This window comes from Phocaeicola dorei, assembly GCF_013009555.1.
GTDB lineage: Bacteria > Bacteroidota > Bacteroidia > Bacteroidales > Bacteroidaceae > Phocaeicola > Phocaeicola dorei.
This window is the reverse complement of the sequence record NZ_CP046176.1, coordinates 3,034,573-3,051,778: the sequence shown is the minus strand read 5'-3', so window position 1 is coordinate 3,051,778 and position 17,206 is coordinate 3,034,573. Positions and strand designations below refer to the sequence as shown.

Here is a 17,206-nt window from a genome sequence, read left to right as displayed (position 1 = left end):
TATTATAAAACCTTTAAAATTTAAACAAAATGATTAAAGTAGGTATTAACGGATTTGGTCGTATCGGCCGTTTTGTATTCCGTGCAGCTCAGAAAAGAAACGATATTCAGATCGTAGGTATCAATGACCTTTGCCCGGTTGATTACTTAGCATATATGTTGAAGTATGACACTATGCACGGACAATTTGACGGTACTATCGAAGCTGACGTAGAAAATAGCAAATTGATCGTGAACGGCAATGCAATCCGCGTAACAGCTGAAAGAAATCCGGCTGACTTGAAGTGGGATGCAATCGGTGCTGAATACGTAGTTGAATCTACTGGTTTGTTCTTGACTAAAGAAAAAGCTCAGGCTCATATCGAAGCTGGTGCTAAATATGTAGTTATGTCAGCTCCTTCTAAAGATGATACTCCGATGTTCGTTTGCGGTGTAAACGAAAAGACTTATGTTAAAGGTACTCAGTTCGTTTCTAATGCTTCTTGTACTACTAACTGTTTGGCTCCTATCGCTAAGGTATTGAATGACAAATGGGGTATCACTGACGGTTTGATGACTACAGTTCACTCTACAACAGCTACTCAGAAAACAGTTGACGGTCCTTCTATGAAAGACTGGAGAGGTGGTCGTGCTGCTTCTGGCAACATTATCCCTTCATCTACTGGTGCTGCTAAAGCTGTAGGTAAAGTTATTCCTGAATTGAACGGTAAATTGACTGGTATGTCAATGCGTGTTCCGACTTTGGATGTTTCTGTAGTTGACTTGACAGTTAACTTGGCTAAACCGGCTACATACGCTGAAATCTGTGCAGCTATGAAAGAAGCTTCTGAAGGTGAATTGGCTGGTGTTTTGGGTTACACTGAAGATGCAGTTGTTTCTTCTGACTTCTTGGGTGACACTCGTACTTCTATTTTCGACGCTAAAGCTGGTATCGCTTTGACTGATACTTTTGTTAAGGTGGTTTCTTGGTATGACAACGAAATCGGTTACTCTAACAAAGTATTGGATTTGATTGCTCACATGGCTTCTGTAAACTGCTAATCAGTTAAAAACCATATAGTGAAAGCCGTCTGAAGTAATTCAGGCGGCTTTTTTTATGTAGTTTTGCGTGGTAAGTTGCACATTTTCGTTATCTTTGTGCGACTGTTACAAAAACTTAGGATGGAAAAGTACGATTTGATAACGATATTAGGACCTACCGCTTCAGGAAAGACTCCTTTGGCAGCGGCTTTAGCTTACAAGTTGGATACCGAAATTATCAGTGGAGATAGCCGGCAGGTATATCGCCGGATGGATTTAGGTACGGGAAAAGATTTGGAAGACTATATCGTGAATGGACAGCAAATTCCTTACCATCTGATAGACATTGTAGACCCCGGATACAAATATAATGTATTTGAATTTCAACGTGATTTTTTGAATGCCTATGACCAAGTGAGATGGAAGGAAAAAATTCCTATATTATGCGGAGGTACGGGGATGTATCTTGAATCCGTGCTGAAAGGATATAGGCTGCTTCCTGTTCCAGAGAATCCTAAACTTAGGGACTCATTAGCGGGTAAATCATTAGCGGAACTCACCCGGTTGTTGTCAACTTACAAGAAACTTCATAACTCTACGGACGTAGATACTGTAAAACGAGCTATCCGGGCCATTGAAATAGAAGAGTATTACAAGCACCAATCAGCGGAATGCCGTGAGTTTCCGCAAATTCATAGTTTGATCATTGGAGTGGATATAGCCCGTGAGTTACGTCGTGAAAAAATATCCCGCCGTTTGAAGCAGCGTTTGGATGAAGGGATGGTAAACGAAGTAAGGGCTTTGTTGGATAGTGGTATTTCTTCCGAGGATTTGATTTATTACGGATTGGAATATAAGTATTTGACTTTATATGTTTTGGGTGAACTTTCTTTCAATGAAATGTTTCATCAATTGGAAATAGCTATCCATCAATTTGCCAAGCGGCAGATGACCTGGTTCCGGGGCATGGAACGGCGAGGGGTCACTATACATTGGCTGGATGCTTGCCTGCCTATGGAAGATAAGGTGGAAAAAATCATTAATTTGTTACACACTAAAAACTAAATATTATGGCTGTAGAACCAAACAGATGGGGGATTATTTATAATCCGAAAGCCGGAAGCCGTAAGACTCAGAAGCGTTGGAATGAGATACGTAGCTATATGGAAAACCGTAAGGTGGTTTTTGACTACGTACAGTCCGAAGGTTTTGGGTCGGTGGAACGACTCGCCCGTACCTTGGCTAATAATGGTTATCGAACTATTGTGATTGTAGGTGGAGACGGGGCGATCAATGATGCTATTAATGGTATTATGACTTCTATGGTGGAGGATAAGACAAATATCGCTTTCGGAATCATTCCTAATGGCATTGGTAATGATTTTGCCAAATATTGGGGGTTGGATGAGGATAATTATAAAGCGGCGGTAGATTGGATTATAAATCGTCGTCTGAGGAAAATTGATGTGGGGCGTTGTAATTATTTTGATGGAGAGAAACATACTTCCCGCTATTTCCTGAATGCCATATATATAGGTTTAGGTGCGCGTATTGTACAGATCTCAGATGGTACCCGCCGTTTTTGGGGAATACGTGAGTTGTCTTTTGTCGCTTCCATGTTCCTGTTGCTGTTTGAACGTAAATTGTACCGCACGCATCTTTGTATCAACGGCGAACATATTCGTGGACGTATCATGACGGTATGTGTGGGAAGTGCCCGTGGATACGGTTTGACACCTAGTGCAGTTCCTTATAATGGCTGGTTGGATGTGTCGGTCATTTATCGTCCGGAGTTAATTCAACTTTTCTCGGGTATGTGGATGCTGTTACAGGGACGTATTCTAAATCATAAAATGGTGAAACCCTATCGTACACGGAAAGTAAAAGTACTACGTGCGCAGAATGCTTCTGTCAGTTTGGACGGGCGTATTTTAGACCGCCATTTCCCTTTGGAAATTACGATCCAGCCTGAAGCTATAACTTTGATTATCCCTAATTAAAAAATATAGATATCCATTTCTTGTTTTAAGAGTAAAAGCAGAGTAGATATCTCAACGAATAGACGTAAGATAATGACAATTTCAGATTTAAGAAAGACAGATAATTTCTTTTTATTGGCTGGTCCTTGTGTGATCGAAGGAGAGGAAATGGCTCTCCGAATAGCAGATCGTATTGTGAAAATAACAGATAAACTGGGTATTCCCTATGTGTTTAAAGGGTCTTATCGTAAGGCTAACCGTTCCCGTTTGGATTCGTTTACAGGAATAGGTGATGAAAAGGCTTTGAAAGTACTTCGTAAAGTACGGGAAACTTTTGATATTCCTATAGTAACCGATATTCACAGTGCTGGAGAAGCTGCTATGGCCGCTGAGTATGTGGATGTGTTGCAGATTCCTGCCTTTCTTTGTCGCCAGACTGACTTGCTGGTGGCGGCAGCCCATACCGGAAAGATTGTCAACATCAAGAAAGGACAATTTTTATCACCTGGTGCCATGCGTTTTGCTGCTGACAAAGTGGTGGAGGCGGGTAATGATCAGGTTATGCTGACTGAACGAGGAACGACTTTCGGGTATCAGGATCTGATTGTAGATTATCGGGGTATTCCGGAAATGCAGACTTTAGGTTTTCCTGTGATTCTGGATGTGACACATTCTCTGCAACAGCCTAATCAAACTGCTGGTGTGACAGGTGGTATGCCGCAGCTTATTGAAACGGTAGCCAAGGCTGGCATAGCGGTAGGAGTGGACGGTTTGTTTATGGAAACCCATGAAGACCCTTCTGTAGCTAAGAGTGACGGAGCGAATATGCTGAAACTGGATTTATTGGAAGGGTTATTGACCAAACTGGTGAGAATCCGTCAGGTGTTATAAATGTTATTTGTTGGGGCTTCACAGGTAAGATGGGTTAATTTTTATTTGGACTGTGGGGCAACTTGCATGAATAGTATAAAATAAGGCCGGTTCTTGCAGTAGAAATCGGCCTTACCTTTCTTTCTCCATTAAAACAGAAGAAAGAATAGAAGCAGATGTGGATTATTTTTTTAGAATATAAGCCTTCATGCGGGCTATATCATTTAAGTAATCTTGCAAATCTTGTTCATGGTCCTCTTCTTCTGCCATAATATGTTTGGCAATATCACAAGTGGTGAAGTCAATTCCGTTTGTGAATTCGGCAATTTGCTGATAACGGTAGATGGCACAACGTTCGGATTCTACATTTTGTTTCAACAAGATTTCCGAACCGAAATCTACGGGCGCATCATATTTGCAGCGAGCTAAATCAAACCATTGTTTAGGGTCAAGTACGGGTACACCTTCCAATTCAATGATACGGTCGGCCAATAATTTTGCATGGTTATATTCCTCGGCTGCATGTTCTTGAAACTCGCGTTGTACATCACCGCGCATAGCGCCTTCTACTACGAACGAACCTACCCAATACTGGTAGAAAGCCAACCATTCTTCAGACAGAGCTGCATTCAGCTGAGCCAACAAGTCCACAATGTCAATTTTATCCTTCAGGATATTCACAGATTCTTTAGCCATAATGTAAAGTTTAAGTTAGTGTTTATTATTATTTAGTCCACAGCGGGTATAGTCATGTCGTCTAACACGCCTACGCCTTCCTGGTCTACATCTTTTTTTACGTCAGAACTGGTATAAAGCCAGATACCGAATCCCAGCACAAATAAAATAAGGAGGATGATTCCCCATAATTTACCTTTACTCATAGTTTTTTGGTTTTTAGTTTCTCTAATAACAGATGGTGCAGAAAAAGGTTTTTATAAGTCGCGAAAAAAACAGGCGTCTGTTATGGAAAAACGGACGCCTGTGTGTGTGAAGTATGAATTGATATTAGATTTTATCCTATTTTGCTGATTTTTTTTAGTTTCTCTTCATCAATGATTTTAATTTTTCTACCGTCGATGGTAATTAGTTTTTCAGTTGCAAAGTTAGAAAGCGTACGGATTGCGTTCGAAGTAGTCATATTTGATAAGTTTGCCAAATCTTCTCGTGAAAGGTAAATGCTTAGTGTAGATTCATCTTCTTCTACTCCATAAGTATCTTTCAAAAATAACAGAGATTCTGCCAATCGCCCACGAATATGTTTTTGTGTAAGATTTACGGTTCTTTCATCAGAAATTCCCAAATCGATAGAAAGTTGGCGGATAAAGAACAAAGCTAATTCTGAGTTGTCTTTTATCAGTTTCATAATGGCCGGCATGGGAATAAGGCAGATAGTGCAAGGTTCGAAAGCAGAAGCAGCTGTCACAAAGTTCCCTTCGGCAAAAAAGGCTCGGTATGCGAAATATTCTTTCGTCTTTAATACGCGGATAATCTGGCTACGTCCTCCCACACCTTCTTTGTAGATTTTTACTTTTCCACTAAGAAGACACATAAGGTGCATCGGAGTTTCTCCTTCGCAGTATATCGTCTCATTCTTTTTATACTTTTGTATCGTAAAGTTCTGAGCCAAGAACTCTCTTTGTTCCTGTGTTAAAGGTTGCCATAAGTCTGGTATACTTTCAGCAATCTCAGTTTCTGATAATTCTTTTCTAACCATAAACGTGCTATAAAACCGTGTTATAGAGCACAAATATAAGAAGAAAAAATAAAAGGACGAAGTAATCAGAAGAAAAAAGAAAGATATATTATTAATGCGAATCAGTAGTTGAAATACCTACTTGATTCAGTTAGTTAAAATGTTATTATTCAATTAATTATCTCGTTTATTTATTTCTCAATCTCCTTGAAAATCAGTATATTAGAAGAATAAAACCACTCATTATTCTAATTATGATTCCCAAGGAGAAAGAGCTAAAACTTATAAAAATATATATGTACATCTGCGATATTTACCAGTCTTCACTGAAGTTTTACTGCCAGAGATTCAGTAATAATGCAACTCCTATCTTTACAGACCAGGAACTGCTTACCGTATATCTGTTTTGCGGAGCCTATCAGCGATACTTCCAAATCAAAGAGATACATACATTCACTGAAGAATATTTGCTCTCATGGTTCCCCAACCTACCTTCTTATCAGACATTCAACTATCGGTTAAACCTGATGAGTGAGGCCATTAGTGAACTTGTAAAGCATCTCATTACATTCTTTAAACCAGAGGATTGCGATTCTATGACATCACTTATTGACTCTATGCCTATTATTACCTGTGCAGGAAAGAATAAAACAGGAAAGGTAGCTACTGAAATTGCAACCAAAGGATACTGTTCTACAAAGAACATGTATTACTTCGGTCTCAAACTCCATGCTTTAGCCTTCCGCAGGGAAGGAACTATTCCATTCCCGGAAATGATTCTCTTATCATCGGCAGAAGAGAATGACCTGACAGTTCTTAAAAGAGAAGCCGCTGATAGCCTTATAAACAGAAACATCTTTGCCGATAAGATATACTCGGATTTTTCTTACTGGGGCAATAAGCAACAAGAACAAGGAACTACTATGCTAACTCCCGTGAAAGCAATAAAAGGAGAGGAACCAGTTATTACTCAAAGAGAGAAAGCTGGAAGAGAACTGTTCTCTACTGCTGTTTCAAAGGTCAGACAGCCTATAGAAGCGTTTTTCAACTGGCTGAATGAGAAAACAAATATTCAAAGAGCGATGAAAGTCAGATCAACATCTGGACTTTTAGTACATACGATGGGAAAAATTGCCATCGCATTCATTTATCTAATTTTTTAAAACAAGAATCAGAAATCAACTACTGATTCGCATTATTAATTTATCTTCAAAAAATAACAAAAGGATAGGTTTTTATCTCCTATCCTTTCTTTTTTGTGTGAAATTTTATTTGGTGAACAGTAATTCACGATATTTAGGTAATGGCCAAATCTCATCGTCTATTTCTAGTTCCAAATGGTCAATATGGTCGCGGATTTCTTCCAAATATGGACGCACTTGTTCCTCGTAACTGAAGGCTTTCTCTACTTGGCTTCCCAAATGATTTGCTACTTTTCGGGCTTCTGTCATGTTGTGCACAGCTTTTTTAATAGCAAGTATGCGGTTTTGAATTTCACGTACCAAATTCTTCCGGTCCTCGGTCAGTTTTTCATATTCTTCGGTGGAGAATATCTCTTTTAGACCACGAAGATTTTCTAATAGTCTGTTCTGATAAATTACAGCTGTGGGAACAATATGATTGATGGCCAGGTCGCCTAGTACACGGCTTTCAATCTGGACCTTTTTAGTAAACTTTTCCAGTTCCACTTCTATACGGCAAAACAATTCATTTTCATTGAATATTTTTTCGCCTATCAGTACTGCACGAGATTGTTTATCGTTGAACTTCAGGATGGCTTCGGGTACATGGCAGATATTAGTCAATCCGCGTCGCGCGGCTTCTGCTTTCCATTCTTCCGAGTAGCCGTCACCTTCAAAACGGATGTTTTGTGAAGCGATAATGGTTTCTTTTAATACCTTGTATAGAGCTTCTTCCTGTTCCATCCCTCCGTTTACTAATTTATCTATCTGGGTCTTGAACTCATTCAACTGGTGTGCCATAGCGGCATTGATAACAATCATTGATGCGGCACAGTTAGCAGATGAACCTGCGGCACGGAATTCAAAACGGTTTCCGGTGAAGGCAAAAGGAGAGGTACGGTTACGGTCTGTATTGTCTTGCAATATGGCAGGTATGCGCCCGATACCCAATTGCAATGCTTTCTTTTCATCAGGGGTCAGTTCAGCGTCATTCAGACGTGCCACTACTTCGTCTAACATATGGGAAAGATGACGTCCTAGGAAAATAGACAGAATGGCGGGAGGTGCTTCATTTGCTCCCAGGCGATGGCTGTTTCCGGCACTGACAATAGAGGCACGTAGTAAATCCTGGTTTTTATAGACCATCATCAGTACGTTGACTATGAAAGTAAGGAAAAGCATATTTCCTTCCGCAGTCTTGGCAGGAGAGAACAAATTGATACCTGTGTCTGTACAAAGTGACCAGTTGTTGTGTTTGCCCGATCCGTTTACTCCCTTGAATGGTTTTTCGTGGAGCAGTACAGTAAAATTATGTTTGGAAGCGATACGCTTCATCAGGTCCATTACCAGCTGGTTGTGGTCGTTGGCCAGATTTACATCTTCAAAAATAGGGGCTAGCTCAAATTGGTTGGGAGCCACTTCGTTATGCCGTGTTTTTACCGGAATTCCTAGTTTGTGACATTCCAGTTCCAACTCTTTCATAAAGCTGGTTACACGTGGAGGGATGGAACCGAAGTAGTGGTCATCTAGCTGCTGGTCCTTGGCAGACGAGTGTCCCATTAAGGTGCGTCCGGTCAGACAAAGATCCGGACGTGCATTATATAGTGCGGTATCCACTAAAAAGTATTCTTGTTCCCAACCTAGATTGGCGAATACGCGTTTTACGTTTGGATCGAACATTCTGCAAACTTCAGTTGCTGCTTTGTCTACAGCACCTAATGCCTTCAATAAAGGAGTTTTATAGTCGAGTGCTTCGCCTGTATAAGAGATGAAGATAGTAGGAATACAAAGTGTGCTGTCTACAATGAAAGCCGGAGAAGAAACATCCCATGCCGTATAGCCTCGGGCTTCAAATGTGTTCCGGATACCGCCGTTGGGAAAACTGGACGCATCCGGTTCTTGTTGGATAAGCAGTTTGCCCGAGAAGCGTTCTATAACATTACCGTCATCACCGAATTCAATAAAGCCGTCGTGCTTTTCGGCAGTTCCGTCAGTCAGAGGCTGGAACCAATGAGTGTAGTGGGTAACATTGAAGGTCTTTGCCCAATTCTTCATGCCATTGGCTATCATGTCGGCCATTTCACGATTGATAGGGGTACCTTTCTCAATTGCGTTTATTACTGCTTTATAAGCCTCACTAGGCAGATATTCCTGCATTTTTTTACGGTCGAATACGTGGTTACCGTAATAATCAGCTAACTTTTCAGAGGGGTAGTCAACTTTAACGGGGCGTCTGTTGGCTAACTCCTGTAGAGCAAAAAATCTCATTTTGGACATGTTGTCTTTCTTTTACTGGTTGTTGGCTGCAAAAATACTGCTTTTTGATTAATAATTCGCTATATCGCTAATCATTTTTCATTTCTGTTAAGGATGTTAATTAAGTATTATCATGCATCAGCCTGTTGGTTTTTGTTTATATTTGCTCTTCAAATGATGAAAAGAAAGTACATTGATGCACTATATACGGATTGTCAGACTGATTATATTTTGTCTTTTGTTACCTTTAGCTGTTCAGGCTAAGAGGGAAAAGGTTGATATGCCCGACAAGCCGGTGGTGTCTGATTCCATTCTTCAGTGTATTTTCCAGTTTTCGCCGTTCTATTCCCGTATCATTGATGAGTATAAGGCTGATTTATATATAAAAGGAAAAGTGAAGGTACATAAGCGCAATCACCTTATCCGCTATGTACCGTCCATGTTCCGTTTCGAAAAACACATCAATGATTATCTTATGGAGTCTCTTAGTGAGTTGCATTATACGGCCCCTGATATATACGACCGTAAGATAAAGGCGGTATCTACTACATTTCCACGTAACAGGGGACAGATAACGGATGTGATGGATTATTTGAACATGAATATCTATTCTTCTTCATTGATGTCCGATAAACTTCTTTCTCCGTTGGATAAGAAATCTAGCAGATATTATCATTATTTATTGGATTCTATAGCTGGTTCTTCCGACTGCCAGCGGTATAAAATACTCATTATTCCCAAATTCCGTGGTACGCAATTGGTCAGTGGATATATGTGGGTTAGTGATCAGATATGGACTATTCGTGAACTTTATATTGAGGGCGTTTATGATGTGATCCGCTTCAAAGTTCGTGTCAAGATGGGGGAGGAGGGCGATGTGGAGTTTCTGCCGGTGCAGTTTGATTTGAATCTTGTTTTTAAGTTTCTAGGTAACCATCTGGAAATGGATATAGGAGCCTGGTTGAAGTACAATGAGATTAAATTTTATGAAGGAGCCGCCCGGCGTAAATCTCAAAAGAAGCATCACCATGATCTGACGGAATCCTACAAGCTGACTTGTGATTCGGAACAGCTGATAACAGATAAGGAAAAGTTCAATGAACTGCGTCCCATTCCGTTATCCGCTTTGGAAGATTCTTTGTACAGAAGTTATGCTTTACGTCAAGATACGCTTTTACGCGTACCGAAAAAGAAGAAGAATGAACATTTGGAGTTTTGGGGAGAGTTGGGTGATATGCTTATCAGTAGTTACAATGTGAATTTGTCCAGCATGGGGAGTGTGCGTTGTTCTCCACTTATTAATCCGGTGTTGTTGGATTATAGTCACAGCAGGGGTTTTTCATATAAGCAGAAGTTTAAATACAGTCGGCTTTTTCATGATGGGCGTGTACTTAGAATCAGTCCGCAGATAGGTTATAATTTTACACATAAGGAACTTTATGTGAAAGCGGATGCCGATTGGCAATATTGGCCGGAAAAGCAGGCTAGTTTTGAGGTTAGTGTAGGTAACGGTAACCGCATATATAGTAGTGTCGTATTGGATCAGCTAAAGCAATTGCCCGATAGTACCTTTAATTTTGACCAATTGGAGTTGGATTATTTTAAGGATGTGTATCTCAATCTGTTCCATAATATAGAAATAGTGAATGGCTTGTTTGTTAAAGCAGGTGTTTCCGTACATTGGAGGTATCTGATAAATAATTCGAAAGTCATTCTTGAAAAGCCGTTGCCTGATAAGGATTGGGCGGCATTGCGAGGTATCAGATCAGAATACAATAGTTTTGCACCTCGTATACGTATTGAATGGACTCCTGGTATGTATTATTACATGAACGGTCGCCGGAAGATGAATGTAGGTTCCAGTATGCCTACTTTTATGCTGGATTATGAACGGGGTATTAAAGGTGTATTCAAGAGTACGGGTGCTCATGAACGTTGGGAGTTTGATATACAGCAAAACTTGAAGCTAAGCGGAATCCGAAGTATCGGTTATCGCATTGGGGGGGGGATGTTTACCAAGCAGGAAGATATGTATTTCGTGGATTTTGCCAACTTTGCCCGTCGTAATCTTCCCGAAGGATGGAATGATGATATTGGTGGCACTTTCCAATTGTTGGACGGACGTTGGTATAACTCCTCACGTCAGTACTGGCGGGGGAATTTCACTTATGAGTCTCCCTTTATTCTCTTGAAACCCTTAAACCGTTGGCTGGGGTTAGTCCAGCAGGAGCGCTTGTATGGTGGTATCCTGTTCATGCCACATCTTAATCCATATATCGAGTTGGGTTATGGCATCGGTACACATATATTTGATGTGGGGGCTTTTGTAAGCACTATCAACGGGCAATTTGATACCTTTGGTTTTAAATTCACTTTCGAGTTATTTAATAAATAATCCTGTTCAAACAATCTGTTTGGTTTTCTGTTTATTACAACATAACAGAAACTAAACAGTGTATGCATTATAAAATATTTTTATGTGTCCTTTTGTTCCCGGTTTCATTATCAGCTCAAAACGGGGAATTATCTTTAACATTGGAACAATCTGCCAGCCTGATGAACAAGGGCAGCCACACGTTGCAAATGGCGGATAAGGCTATAGAGATAGCACGCAGTGAGCGACAAAAGATGAATGCTTTTTGGTATCCGTCTTTGAATGCATCGGGGGCATACGTCCATTTGTCCAACAATATTGAGGTCAAGGAACCTTTAAAGCAATTTACCGATCCGGCAAAAGACTTTGTACATTCCATTGTGCCCGATGATAAATTTATTTCTTCTATTCTTGATAATATAGGTGCGCATACCCTTACTTTTCCTTTGTTAGAACGTAACCTGACAACCATAGATGCTAATGTGATGTGGCCGCTTTTTACAGGCGGAAAACGAATCTTTGCGACCCGTATTGGTAACCGTATGGTAGATTTGGCCAAAGCAGGTAGGGAAGAGGCGGGAGCTACTTTGCAATCGGAGCTGGTGGAAACTTATTATGCTTTGCGTCTGGCGCAAAGAGTGGTGGATGTACGCGAGCAAACCTTTCTAGGCTTACAGAAACATTACCGTAATGCTATGAAACTGGAGAAGAACGGTATGATAAATAAGGCCGAACGCCTCTTTGCCCAGGTCACTATGGATGAAGCCAGACGTGAGTTGGAATCTGCTCGGAAAGATTTAAATGTAGCGCAAAATGCCTTGAAAGTTTTGTTGAATGTGGAAGACGCTACATCCATTAATCCCAGTTCTCCTTTGTTTATGAACCATGATCTGCCCGATGAACTTTATTTCAAGAATCTGGTCAGTACCGGCAACTATATAGTAAGTAAATTGCGAATACAGGAGGTGATGGCAGATAATCAATTGAAAATCAGTAAAAGTGCATACATCCCTACCATTGCATTGTTTGGAAAGCAGACACTTTATGCAGACAATCTTCCGAAAAACTTGATGCCCCGTACTTTGATAGGGGTGGGCTTTACTTGGAATATATTCGACGGGCTGAACCGTGAAGCCAATATCCGTCAGGCGCGTCTTACTAAACAAACTTTGCAACTGGGACGGGAAAAGGTTCAGAATGAATTGGGAGTTCTGGTAGACAAGTTATATAGCGAAATTCAGAATGCAAAGGATGATGTCGCCGCACTCAATACCACGATTGAGATGAGTCGTGAACTGGTACGTATCCGTAAAAAGTCCTTTCAGGAAGGAATGGCTACCTCTACTGATGTGATTGATGCAGAAACCATGTTGTCCAAGGTGCAGATTGCTTTTTTGCTGGCTTATTATAAATATGATGTGGCACTGGCATCTCTGCTCTCTACTTGCGGAATGCCCGAAAGCTTTTGGCAGTATAGCCGTACCGGACAAACTGAGAACTTTATATTCGGAAAATAATAAAAAAAGAAAACAATATGGAAAAAGAGAAGAAACAGTTAGGAGTCGCTTTTATCGTTGTTCTTGTGGCCATTGTTATGGTGTCTGCCATTGGGATTATAGCTATGAGCGATAAACCGGTTGTATTGCAAGGGCAGATAGAAGCTACTGAAATACGGATTTCTGGAAAACTTCCCGGTCGAATTGATACCTTTTTGGTCCGGGAGGGACAGTATGTAAAGATGGGCGACACCTTGGTTGTGATTAACAGTCCTGAGGCTTGGGCGAAGTTCCAGCAGGTAAATGCCTTGGAAGATATTGCGAAATTTCAGAATAAGAAAATTGACGACGGTACACGTCGGCAAATAGTCCGTTCGGTAGAAGAATTGTGGAACAAGTCAAAGAGTGACTTGCAACTGGCCAAGGTGACGTATGGCCGTATTCAGGCGCTTTACAAAGATAGCGTGGTCACCAGTCAGCGGAAAGATGAAGTGGAAGCCATGTATAAAGCTGCTGTTGCCGCCGAACGGGCAGCGCATCAACAATTTTTATTAGTGAAGGACGGAGCGCAGAAAGAGGATAAAGAGAGTGCCCGCTCCTTGGTGGATGCGGCTCGGGGCACTGTGAATGAGGTTCAGGCCTTGTTGATGGATGCCCGCCTCACAGCTCCCGAAAACGGACAGATATCAACCATCTACCCCAAGCGTGGAGAACTGGTAGGAGCGGGGACTCCCATTATGAGCTTGGTAGTATTAGATGATTGCCATGTAGTGCTTAATGTCCGTGAGGACTATATGCCTTATTTCCGTATGAACAAGAATTTCATGGGAGATATTCCGGCTCTTGATGTAAAAAACAAGGTATTTAAAATCAATTACATCAGCCCGTTGGGGAGTTTTGCTACTTGGCGATCTACCAAGCAGACGGGGACGTACGATATGAAAACTTTTGAAATTCATGCGCTGCCTGTAGAGCCGATGGAGGGGTTAAGACCGGGTATGTCCGTCTTGGTAAATTTGGATGAATTGAAATGATAGAAGGATAGCTGTGTTATTCTGATTGCAGTGAATGGTAAATATAAATGAACTACTTGAATGAAAGAATCTCCTTTTATAGCGGTATTGAAACGTGAACTGGACCGTATGGTTTCCCGGCGCATTTATTTTGCGTCGTGTATCGTCTTGCCTTTGTTCTCTATCTTCTTTATGGCTACAATTTTTGGTAACGGACAGATGGAGAATCTGCCTGTGGGTATTGTGGATGGTGATAATACAGCCACTTCTCGTGAGATAATTCGTATGACCGAGGCTGTTCCTACTTTCCGCATTACTCGGCATTATGCTGATGAAGTGGAGGCCAGGGCAGATGTGCAGCGGAAAAGTATTTATGGATACCTCAGTATTCCGTCTGGTTTTGAAGCAAAGGTGATGGATGGTAAGGAAACAGCTCTGACTTATTATTACCATTATGCATTGATGAGTGTGGGAAGTGAGATTCACGGAGCATTTCAAAGTTTGTTGAAAAGCATTTCGGTAGTTCCCATTGTCACTCATGCTGTGGCACTGGGTATAAATCAGGAAGAGATAGAATCTTTTCTGTTACCGGTTACCACACAGAATCATCCGTTATTTAATCCTGATATGGATTATTCGGTTTATCTTACACAGCCATTCTTTTTCGTTTTTCTGCAAGTTATCTTGTTGTTGGTCACCACATATTCCATTGGCAGTGAAGGGAAATTCCATACTTCAGCCAACTGGCTTGCGGTGGCAGATGGGAATATTTGGGTGGCGGTTACTGCCAAGTTGCTTCCATATAGTTTTATCTTTATCGTTATGAGTATTCTGGCAAACTATGTCTTTTTTGGTGTTATGCATATACCGATGGATTGTGGTTTTTGGGCGTTGAATTTTACTTCGGCACTATTGGTCATTGCTACGCAGGCACTGGCGGTTTTTCTGTTCTCTCTTTTTCCTGCGTTGAGTATTATTATCAGTATAGTTTCCATGGTAGGGTCGTTAGGCGCTACCCTTGGCGGGGTTACATTTCCGGTGCCTCACATGTTTGCACCGGTGTACTATGCCTCTTATCTTTTTCCTGTCCGTCATTTTGTCGAGATTGGACAGAATCTTCTTTATGGCAACTATGGTTATGCGTATATGTGGGGTAATGCAGCCTGTCTGCTGTTGTTTCTTATTCCCCCTTTATTGTTGTTACCTCATTTGAAACGCTCTTTAATCAGTCGGAAATATGACGATATTGAATAATATATTAGCTGTATCTTGGCACGAGTTTCGTGTAATATGTACCCGCTATTCCATTTTATTGGTACTCAGCGGTGGCATCTTTGTGTATGGATTACTTTATAACTATATGTATGCTCCCAATGTGGTACGCAATGCTCCGGTGGCAGTAGTGGATATGAGTCGCACTCCGTTAAGCCGCAGTTACATCCGTTTGCTGGATGCCACTCCGCAGGCACGGGTATTGACAAACAATGCTGATTTGCCTGCTGCTAAGGAATTGATGAAATGTGATGAAGTGGTGGGCATTGTTTACATTCCCTCGGATTTTGACGCTCGTGTGGGGCGTGGTGAAGAAGCGATATATATTATGTACAGCACCACTACGGCTTTTCTTTATTTTGCTTCCATGCAGGAGGCGTCTGCTGGAGCCATGCTTGCTGTGAATGATGATGTTCGACCCGAGCAAGTGGTTTTTCTACCTCAGGATGATATACAGTCTGTGGTTCAAACAAAGTCTGTCGATGTGGTGGGTACCGCCCTGTATAATTATACCGATGGTTATGGTACTTATTTGATACCTGCCGTTTTGATGGTTGTTATTTTTCAGACGTTGATATTTGTTATCAGTATGTTGAGTGGGAAAGAGCGTGAAACTGGAGATATACTGATGTTTGCAGGCCCTGAAGGAAGGGATCTTTCTTTTTTACGTATGGCATCCGTAGTGATAGGAAAATCATTTACTTATTTAGCCTTTTATGCTTTATTCTCTATCTTTTTGTTGGGGCTTCTTCCTTTAGTTTTCCAATTGCCTCATTTAGCATATCCGTGGAAAATTGTGGCACTTATGATACCTTATATTCTTGCTACCAGTTTCTTTGGATTGGCCTGTTCGTTATTTTTCAGTGATAGTGATGCTCCATTGTTGTTGGTAGCTTTCTTCTCTGTAGGATTGATTTTCCTGTCCGGAGTTTCTTATCCGCTGGAGTTAATGCCTTGGTATTGGCAATGGATTCATTATATGGTTCCTGCGGCTCCCGGAACTTTGGCCTTTGTTAAGATAAATTCTATGGGAGCTAGTATGTCTGAAATCAGTCAGCAATATATTATCCTATGGATACAATGTGCGATATACTTTGTTTTGGCTTGTCGAGCCTATCGCTACAATATAAAGAAAGCAAAGTGTGAAAGACAATAATTTTATGTGTGATTGTTTTTTATGTAATTCGTTTTGCTGATTCTTTATTTTTTATAAGATCTGTTTGGAACTGGAGCGAGGAGCCTGAAGGTTGTTGATATTTTAATTCTTGGTGATTATTCTCTTGTTGTTTCTTTTGCTTTTTCAGCTCCTTTTATGAGATGATGCAAGGGGGAAACTTGCAAACTTGCACAACTTGCAGTCTTTCCACACACACACACGAGCGCGCGCGATTACGCGTATGCGTACATCATAATAGCGATGGATTATTATATCCTGGTAAAGTAATGACGGACAATCCGATGAGAGTGTGAAGGGTAGAGTGGAGGAAGAGATGAAGTGGTGTGTTGGCTTCCATCTTTTTTCCTAGTTCTAGGTAGTGAATGGTATGGTTCTATCCTGTTTTTTGTAATGGGGGGATGAAGAAAATCTTTCTGGAGGTTATGGTAACCAATGAGCGGTAGGTGAACAGCAGCCGGCAGCTTTTCTGACGGAGTGTCTGGGCATTGGACGGGATGCTATGTGCTTTTGTATAGTTTGTGTGTTCCGTAAGGTTAGTAATGTGTGACCTTGTACGTTACTAACATAGAGGCCTGTATGTTAGTAACGTACCTTGTTTAAAGTAGGTAGGAGGTTTTTCGCATGCAGGATACGTGTCTTCCGCAGAATTATGTGAATTGTATTGGTAAGGTTAAAGTGTGTGGTTGTCGCAGATTCAGGGAGTCGGTCCTTTACGGTCAGTGTCTGTTTTGTTCTAGTCCTTGTCTTCCGCTTTCTTATTTTCTCCTTGTCAGGCTTTCCTGCTCTTTTCCACCGGAAGTCTTGTCACGTATCTCCCTTTCCGCCTTTTGCATTCTGTTATCCTTTCCTCCGTTGTAGTTCTCTCCGGTATCGTCC

At 41.1% G+C, this 17,206-nt stretch carries 14 protein-coding genes; 10 read left to right on the top strand and 4 right to left on the bottom strand.

The features are described 5' to 3' along the window. The first annotated feature begins 29 nt into the window (after positions 1 to 29). From gap to kdsA, 4 genes are all read left to right on the top strand, one after another. Positions 30 to 1,040 (top strand): type I glyceraldehyde-3-phosphate dehydrogenase, encoded by a 1,011-nt coding sequence (gene gap / locus GKD17_RS12820; RefSeq protein ID WP_005839282.1) that lies wholly within the window; start codon positions 30 to 32, stop codon positions 1,038 to 1,040. Between the two features lie 120 nt (positions 1,041 to 1,160). Then, positions 1,161 to 2,084: a tRNA (adenosine(37)-N6)-dimethylallyltransferase MiaA gene (miaA, locus tag GKD17_RS12815; protein WP_007833634.1), complete on the top strand. Its 924-nt coding sequence runs from the start codon at positions 1,161 to 1,163 to the stop codon at positions 2,082 to 2,084. A gap of 5 nt (positions 2,085 to 2,089) precedes the next feature. Then, positions 2,090 to 3,019 (top strand): diacylglycerol/lipid kinase family protein, encoded by a 930-nt coding sequence (locus GKD17_RS12810; protein ID WP_007833636.1) that lies wholly within the window; start codon positions 2,090 to 2,092, stop codon positions 3,017 to 3,019. A gap of 72 nt (positions 3,020 to 3,091) precedes the next feature. Next, positions 3,092 to 3,889, top strand: coding sequence for a 3-deoxy-8-phosphooctulonate synthase (kdsA, locus tag GKD17_RS12805; protein WP_007833638.1), 798 nt, complete (start codon positions 3,092 to 3,094; stop codon positions 3,887 to 3,889). A 162-nt stretch (positions 3,890 to 4,051) separates the two neighbouring features. Here the strand turns inward: kdsA and GKD17_RS12800 are convergent, their stop codons facing one another. The 3 genes from GKD17_RS12800 to GKD17_RS12790 form a co-directional block, all read right to left on the bottom strand. After that, complete coding sequence (locus tag GKD17_RS12800; protein ID WP_005839275.1) at positions 4,052 to 4,564, bottom strand: ferritin-like domain-containing protein; 513 nt, start codon at positions 4,562 to 4,564, stop codon at positions 4,052 to 4,054. A 32-nt stretch (positions 4,565 to 4,596) separates the two neighbouring features. Continuing rightward, a complete protein-coding gene (locus GKD17_RS12795; protein ID WP_007833640.1) occupies positions 4,597 to 4,749 on the bottom strand; it encodes a hypothetical protein in 153 nt (50 codons plus the stop codon). 131 nt (positions 4,750 to 4,880) lie between these two features. Then, a complete protein-coding gene (locus GKD17_RS12790) occupies positions 4,881 to 5,582 on the bottom strand; it encodes a Crp/Fnr family transcriptional regulator (RefSeq protein WP_005839272.1) in 702 nt (233 codons plus the stop codon). A gap of 275 nt (positions 5,583 to 5,857) precedes the next feature. On the opposite strand from GKD17_RS12790, the gene GKD17_RS12785 reads away from it, so the two are divergent. Continuing rightward, on the top strand, positions 5,858 to 6,724 hold the full coding sequence (locus GKD17_RS12785; RefSeq protein ID WP_007854809.1) for a hypothetical protein: 867 nt from the start codon (positions 5,858 to 5,860) through the stop codon (positions 6,722 to 6,724). Positions 6,725 to 6,829: 105 nt separating this feature from the next. On the opposite strand, the gene GKD17_RS12780 is transcribed toward GKD17_RS12785, so the two are convergent. Beyond that, a complete protein-coding gene (locus GKD17_RS12780) occupies positions 6,830 to 9,019 on the bottom strand; it encodes a glutamine synthetase III family protein (protein WP_007833642.1) in 2,190 nt (729 codons plus the stop codon). Between the two features lie 175 nt (positions 9,020 to 9,194). Here GKD17_RS12780 and GKD17_RS12775 point away from each other — a divergent pair, with 175 nt between their 5' ends. The 5 genes from GKD17_RS12775 to GKD17_RS12755 all read left to right on the top strand — a co-directional run bounded on the left by GKD17_RS12775 (position 9,195) and on the right by GKD17_RS12755 (position 16,309). Further along, positions 9,195 to 11,393, top strand: coding sequence for a DUF5686 family protein (locus tag GKD17_RS12775; RefSeq protein ID WP_007833643.1), 2,199 nt, complete (start codon positions 9,195 to 9,197; stop codon positions 11,391 to 11,393). A gap of 62 nt (positions 11,394 to 11,455) precedes the next feature. Then, positions 11,456 to 12,889 carry a TolC family protein gene (locus GKD17_RS12770; RefSeq protein ID WP_007833644.1) on the top strand — a complete coding sequence of 478 codons (1,434 nt, stop codon included), beginning with the start codon at positions 11,456 to 11,458 and terminating at the stop codon, positions 12,887 to 12,889. A gap of 17 nt (positions 12,890 to 12,906) precedes the next feature. Then, on the top strand, positions 12,907 to 13,902 hold the full coding sequence (locus tag GKD17_RS12765; RefSeq protein ID WP_007833645.1) for an HlyD family secretion protein: 996 nt from the start codon (positions 12,907 to 12,909) through the stop codon (positions 13,900 to 13,902). 60 nt (positions 13,903 to 13,962) lie between these two features. After that, positions 13,963 to 15,135, top strand: coding sequence for an ABC transporter permease (locus tag GKD17_RS12760; protein WP_007833646.1), 1,173 nt, complete (start codon positions 13,963 to 13,965; stop codon positions 15,133 to 15,135). Beyond that, positions 15,119 to 16,309 carry an ABC transporter permease gene (locus GKD17_RS12755; RefSeq protein WP_007833647.1) on the top strand — a complete coding sequence of 397 codons (1,191 nt, stop codon included), beginning with the start codon at positions 15,119 to 15,121 and terminating at the stop codon, positions 16,307 to 16,309. The genes GKD17_RS12760 and GKD17_RS12755 overlap by 17 nt, the downstream gene beginning before the upstream one ends. The last annotated feature ends 897 nt before the right edge of the window (positions 16,310 to 17,206 follow it).

Coding starts and splice junctions, on each gene's coding strand:
- gap (WP_005839282.1), top strand. CDS start 30: ATGATTAAAGTAGGTATTAACGGATTTGGTCGTATCGGCCGTTTTGTA.
- miaA (WP_007833634.1), top strand. CDS start 1,161: ATGGAAAAGTACGATTTGATAACGATATTAGGACCTACCGCTTCAGGA.
- GKD17_RS12810 (WP_007833636.1), top strand. CDS start 2,090: ATGGCTGTAGAACCAAACAGATGGGGGATTATTTATAATCCGAAAGCC.
- kdsA (WP_007833638.1), top strand. CDS start 3,092: ATGACAATTTCAGATTTAAGAAAGACAGATAATTTCTTTTTATTGGCT.
- GKD17_RS12800 (WP_005839275.1), bottom strand. CDS start 4,564: ATGGCTAAAGAATCTGTGAATATCCTGAAGGATAAAATTGACATTGTG.
- GKD17_RS12795 (WP_007833640.1), bottom strand. CDS start 4,749: ATGAGTAAAGGTAAATTATGGGGAATCATCCTCCTTATTTTATTTGTG.
- GKD17_RS12790 (WP_005839272.1), bottom strand. CDS start 5,582: ATGGTTAGAAAAGAATTATCAGAAACTGAGATTGCTGAAAGTATACCA.
- GKD17_RS12785 (WP_007854809.1), top strand. CDS start 5,858: ATGTACATCTGCGATATTTACCAGTCTTCACTGAAGTTTTACTGCCAG.
- GKD17_RS12780 (WP_007833642.1), bottom strand. CDS start 9,019: ATGTCCAAAATGAGATTTTTTGCTCTACAGGAGTTAGCCAACAGACGC.
- GKD17_RS12775 (WP_007833643.1), top strand. CDS start 9,195: ATGCACTATATACGGATTGTCAGACTGATTATATTTTGTCTTTTGTTA.
- GKD17_RS12770 (WP_007833644.1), top strand. CDS start 11,456: ATGCATTATAAAATATTTTTATGTGTCCTTTTGTTCCCGGTTTCATTA.
- GKD17_RS12765 (WP_007833645.1), top strand. CDS start 12,907: ATGGAAAAAGAGAAGAAACAGTTAGGAGTCGCTTTTATCGTTGTTCTT.
- GKD17_RS12760 (WP_007833646.1), top strand. CDS start 13,963: ATGAAAGAATCTCCTTTTATAGCGGTATTGAAACGTGAACTGGACCGT.
- GKD17_RS12755 (WP_007833647.1), top strand. CDS start 15,119: ATGACGATATTGAATAATATATTAGCTGTATCTTGGCACGAGTTTCGT.